Source organism: Sulfurovum sp. (genome assembly GCF_041562805.1).
GTDB lineage: Bacteria > Campylobacterota > Campylobacteria > Campylobacterales > Sulfurovaceae > Sulfurovum.
On record NZ_JBFFOH010000178.1, the window covers coordinates 1 to 4,621 of the forward strand.

A 4,621-nucleotide genomic window follows, 5' to 3' on the forward strand; every position below is an offset into this window, starting at 1 on the left:
CCTTGATATGATTGAGTTTGATATACCTGGAAAGAACGATGTGGTTCAGGTTTCGATAACTTGCTTCGTTTACATTGTGTGCGATAACACTCTACACTTGCTTCTTATGTTTTATGGAAGAAAGTTATTGGGCAGCTAACGGCACGTAATAAGACGCCTACCAAGGCGCAACAAACCTTTTGACGATAACGTTTCGGAAGTCGTCTTGATTTAATTGTTGGGCTATTTAGGCCTAGAAAACTCAAATTTACGGTGAATATTGTGAGTGAAAAGAAAGAATGGATTAAACCTGATTTTGTTACGGTTCTTATGTGGCTTGTGGTGGCTTTCTGTTTTGGGTTTGCCGCTAATTCTGGGGGCAAATTAGCTGACAGGATTTGGCCAGACATTCCTATAGAATTAAATATTAATGCTGAATGATTTAGCAGCCCAACGGCGTGAACTCAGCCGCCAGCCACAGGTATTTAAAACCTTAAAACTCGGCGGTAGTTCTGGTCGAGCTGGAGTGTATTGTTATGCAAGATATGTTCAGTGTTAAAGTAATTTTTGGGAGTGTAGAGCCAAAGGTATTCTATAAGTTCGAGGGTGGGAAAATGGTGGCGTATTCATTTGCGATCCATCGTGATAGTGATGGAATGGAAACACACAGGACACCACCAGAGGCTTTATCAAGCATCGGATATTCTGATGGGTCTCCATTCACGGAAGATGATTACAGCGCAATTATTATAGGGGAGCCAAAAAAGAAGGTTGGCTTCTTTAGCAGATTCTTCTCTGCATAACGGAGGACTGTTCACTTGCCTGCAACGTACACAGTAGCAGAACAAAACTACAGGGGATGAATTATGAATGACTTAAGAAATAGCACGTGTCGCAGGTCAACCGTGGAACAAATTGTTAGCGAGAGAAAGGTGTGTGAAGACCTTGACGAAGACTGCAATACTATAACCGACCATATACAATGTTTTTTAGGACATCCTGAAAGACTTGAGGTCGATGAAAAGTCAGGCCGTGTTGCTATAATACATTTGCCAATGGCTAACGGGTATTGCCCTTTTATTCAGGCAGGCTAACGGATAGGATAACAAGCGCGCCACGGTGTGCGTAAACTTAGATGAGGCGTGAGTTCGCGTCTTGTTGATTGGATGGTTATAAAAGCAGATGCGAGGACGTTTACATGTTTGAGATAGATCCCAAGAAAACTAGGCAATTTGTATTAACTGGGACTGATGATGTCCAACTGAAACAAGAAATAGAGAAGTTATTTTGTGCTTTGGATAGTGATGATTCTCCACGGGGGATGTATTCACCTGAAGGTTTACGGAAGAAATACCCGTTCCTTGTTCAGTTCTTTCAAGATTTATAACGGCCGCTGATAAGACGCGCGCTGAACCTGAGCGCATAAAACGAAACTTTAAATAAGAGGGCAATGGCTGAGAGATGGCGCTAGTGCGCGTCGTTTTGATTGCATTGTTAGATTTTATGATGAAAATATTTTATGTATCTGACACAAAAGAAAAGAAGAGGATTTTAGTTGAATTCAGGAAAATTGAGAATGCAAGGAAGTATTGCAGCCAACTAAATGATAATCACCATGGAAGGTTTATTCATGGTGATTGGTGTGAACGCAAAGAATTTGGTGTTGATGTAACTAGAGAGTGGCCGTGGGTAGCACAATCTAATTCAAGGGATTATTTAGTGTAGTTGCAATCTAACGGGAAAGCTCACACGTGAGCGGAGGATTTACTATGAGTAAAGGAACTTGTATGTGTTGTGGATGTAACCCATGTGTTCGACAAAACGCACGTGACAGCGAGTCGTCTGTGGAGCGTATGGTTATGCGAGTGCTGCACCTTACTTTGAAGAAGAAATGGTTTGATATGATTCTTTCTGGTGAAAAGAAGGAAGAATACAGAGAGATAAAACAATACTGGGATAAAAGGTTAAATAGGACTTTCGATGCTGTTTGTTTCAGCAATGGTTATGCCAATGATTCTCCAAAAGTAACTGTTAGACTAAAATATATTCAAACAGGACTTGGTGTAGTCGAATGGGGGGCACCTGAGAATGAGAAGGTTTATATTCTGAGACTTGGCGAGATTATAGACGCATAACGGATAGGATAACAAGCGCGCCAAGGTGTGCATAAATTGAGACTCGGAGCTAGTTCGCGTCTTGTTGATTGAATGGTTAGGTGATTACATGAAAAAGATGTTTAGAGTAAACAGGCTTATGCGGAATATTCGAGGCGTTACGGCTATTAATATTATTAAGGAAACATCTAAAACAGTTACTGCCGAAAATGGGCAGAGGTATAAAAAAGAGTCTGATTCTGCCGTTTTCTTAGAAAGTGAAAAAGAGGCACTTGAGATCGCTGTGCATGATTTAATAATTCGTAAAAAGAAATTACTTGTAGCATACGAAAAAGCTATTGAGGATATAGATAATTGCCTGTTGGCGTTGACTAAAAGACTAGACACCTAACGTGGGAACTCAGCCGCCGTACTGGAAGCTGAAAACTTTTAATATAACGTGGCCACGGTCGCGCTGGAGTGTTTTGTTATGCGATTAGATGAAATGAAAACTAAAGCGACTCATAGAAACATTGTTACTGGAACTTTATTCAAACTTTCTAAGCCAGATGATGACTTTCATGGGCTTGCTTGGTGGTTGAACGAAGCATCAAAAATGTGGCAAGTTTCTTCATACAGTGATTCAAACATTGCATACGGAAAAGACTTTGAGCTGGTAGCATAACGACGTGCGGCAACCTGCGCGCCTAGGTATGACGATATTTTAACTCCGCGCTAGTTCGCGTCTGGTTGGCCGAATTGTTAGCCTGCAAATTTATTTTCAATACCTGTAATAAAAAGTATTGACCATTAATTCCAATTATGCGATATTAAGGCATACCAAAAAAAACGGAGGGTATGCAAATGAAGAACGCAAAAGCAATTTTTACAGAAAACGAATTAGATTTAGCTCAAGATATGCTTGAAGAAATTAAGATGTTTTCTCCAAACTCAACTTATAAAATATTCCACCTCTCAGGAAACGGGATTTTAGACAACGGCAAGCTGTTCCGCAAAGAGTATGGTGGTTGGGTAATTGCTACTGATAGTAGTGCAGAATACAAGGCTGGTTTTTATAGAGGTTTTGGAGACACTAAAGGGATGAAAAGAATATTTGAGGCAACAGTTTAATGGAGACTACATCAAATAAACACCAGCCACGGTATCAATACGATTGTGGGCGATGTAAGTTTTCGTGGTGCTGTGGGTTCAAGTGTTGGTGTATATACAAGCACACGCTCCCAGACCCTCCGCGCACGATAAAAAAAGCAGTAGATAGAGAACTTGTGAGCCTGGGGTTTAAGAAGGAGTTTTATGAATGAAGCAAGGCAGAGGAAGGCCGAAAGGATCAACGATACCGCCAGACCAAAAGAAGCGAAACTTCACAACGAAACTTGCGCCTGAATGGTTTGTGTTCCTCGATAATATGAAAGCTAAGGGCCACTCGAAAGCGTATTGTATAGAGAAGGGGCTTGAATTATTGATGGACCATTTGTCTGGCTAACGTGTGAACTCAGCCGCGCACCACGAAGTTCTTTGATGAAAGGCGTGAGTTTGCGTCGGATGGAGTGTTTTGTTAAGTGGAAAAAAGAGATGTTTAACGGGCATTAATTAGTAATTCAAACGGAGTTTTATTATGGGAGAAACACTTTTACTTGGTGATTGCTTGGAAGTAATGAACCAAATCCCAGATGGAAGTATTGATATGGTGCTGGCAGACCCGCCTTACGGGACAACAGCTTGCAAGTGGGATTCTGTGATTGATTTGACTTTAATGTGGGAACAGTTAAAACGAATGATTAAGCCTAACGGTGTTATTGTAATGACTGCATGTCAGCCGTTCACAACGACTTTGATTGCCAGCAACATGAAGATGTTCAAATATTGCTGGGTGTGGAATAAGAGGATCGGGAGCAATTTTGCTTCTGCATCGCGTATGCCATTAAAGATAGTAGAGGATATTGTTGTTTTTGGAGGAGGCAAGTACTACCCTCAGAAAGTAAAAGGGAAATTAAGGATGAAGGGAGGAGGCAAACAGTTTGTTGGTGTCTACGGGGATAATAATAAAGACAAGGTTGCAGAACCGTACTTATCTGATGAATACCACCCGACAAATATTATTGATATTAGTAACGCGGCTAGAAAAGGTAAGAAGCACCCAACGCAAAAACCTGTGGCGCTTATGGAATACCTTGTGAAGACTTACACCACTGAAGGTGAAACTGTACTTGATTTCACGATGGGAAGCGGTACGACAGGTGTAGCATGTGCGAACCTTGGGAGGGATTTTGTAGGTATAGAACTTGATGAAGGTTATTTTGGAATAGCAAAGCAAAGAATACAGGCTGTAGAACTTGGCCTGAACGACATAGGCTAAGCCCGAACCAAATTGGATAGGCTTTTCTACTTAACATTGTTATTAACCCGCGCATTTACACCTATTGCCGTACACAATATAAAACGAGGAATATAAGGTAAGATGTAGGCTAAAACTAAAATAGATAAATAGGATTATTTGGGTGGGGTGAACAGGTCTAAAGCGGGTCATA

General features: G+C 41.0%; 10 protein-coding genes. All 10 read left to right on the plus strand.

The annotated features are described in order from the left end of the window. Positions 1-261: 261 nt before the first annotated feature. Complete coding sequence (locus ABYK33_RS13870; protein ID WP_373033875.1) at positions 262-420, plus strand: hypothetical protein; 159 nt, start codon at positions 262-264, stop codon at positions 418-420. A gap of 95 nt (positions 421-515) precedes the next feature. Continuing rightward, positions 516-782 (plus strand): hypothetical protein, encoded by a 267-nt coding sequence (locus ABYK33_RS13875; protein ID WP_373033876.1) that lies wholly within the window; start codon positions 516-518, stop codon positions 780-782. A gap of 395 nt (positions 783-1,177) precedes the next feature. After that, positions 1,178-1,366 (plus strand): hypothetical protein, encoded by a 189-nt coding sequence (locus ABYK33_RS13880; protein WP_373033877.1) that lies wholly within the window; start codon positions 1,178-1,180, stop codon positions 1,364-1,366. Between the two features lie 74 nt (positions 1,367-1,440). Continuing rightward, positions 1,441-1,704 (plus strand): hypothetical protein, encoded by a 264-nt coding sequence (locus ABYK33_RS13885; protein ID WP_373033878.1) that lies wholly within the window; start codon positions 1,441-1,443, stop codon positions 1,702-1,704. A gap of 44 nt (positions 1,705-1,748) precedes the next feature. After that, positions 1,749-2,114, plus strand: coding sequence for an ASCH domain-containing protein (locus tag ABYK33_RS13890; RefSeq protein WP_373033880.1), 366 nt, complete (start codon positions 1,749-1,751; stop codon positions 2,112-2,114). A gap of 88 nt (positions 2,115-2,202) precedes the next feature. Then, positions 2,203-2,484 (plus strand): hypothetical protein, encoded by a 282-nt coding sequence (locus ABYK33_RS13895; protein WP_373033881.1) that lies wholly within the window; start codon positions 2,203-2,205, stop codon positions 2,482-2,484. A 78-nt stretch (positions 2,485-2,562) separates the two neighbouring features. Next, complete coding sequence (locus ABYK33_RS13900) at positions 2,563-2,757, plus strand: hypothetical protein (protein WP_373033883.1); 195 nt, start codon at positions 2,563-2,565, stop codon at positions 2,755-2,757. Positions 2,758-2,936: 179 nt separating this feature from the next. Further along, positions 2,937-3,203 (plus strand): hypothetical protein, encoded by a 267-nt coding sequence (locus ABYK33_RS13905; RefSeq protein WP_373033884.1) that lies wholly within the window; start codon positions 2,937-2,939, stop codon positions 3,201-3,203. A 187-nt stretch (positions 3,204-3,390) separates the two neighbouring features. Continuing rightward, a complete protein-coding gene (locus ABYK33_RS13910) occupies positions 3,391-3,576 on the plus strand; it encodes a hypothetical protein (RefSeq protein ID WP_373033885.1) in 186 nt (61 codons plus the stop codon). Positions 3,577-3,708: 132 nt separating this feature from the next. Continuing rightward, complete coding sequence (locus ABYK33_RS13915) at positions 3,709-4,449, plus strand: site-specific DNA-methyltransferase (protein WP_373033886.1); 741 nt, start codon at positions 3,709-3,711, stop codon at positions 4,447-4,449. Positions 4,450-4,621: the final 172 nt, after the last annotated feature.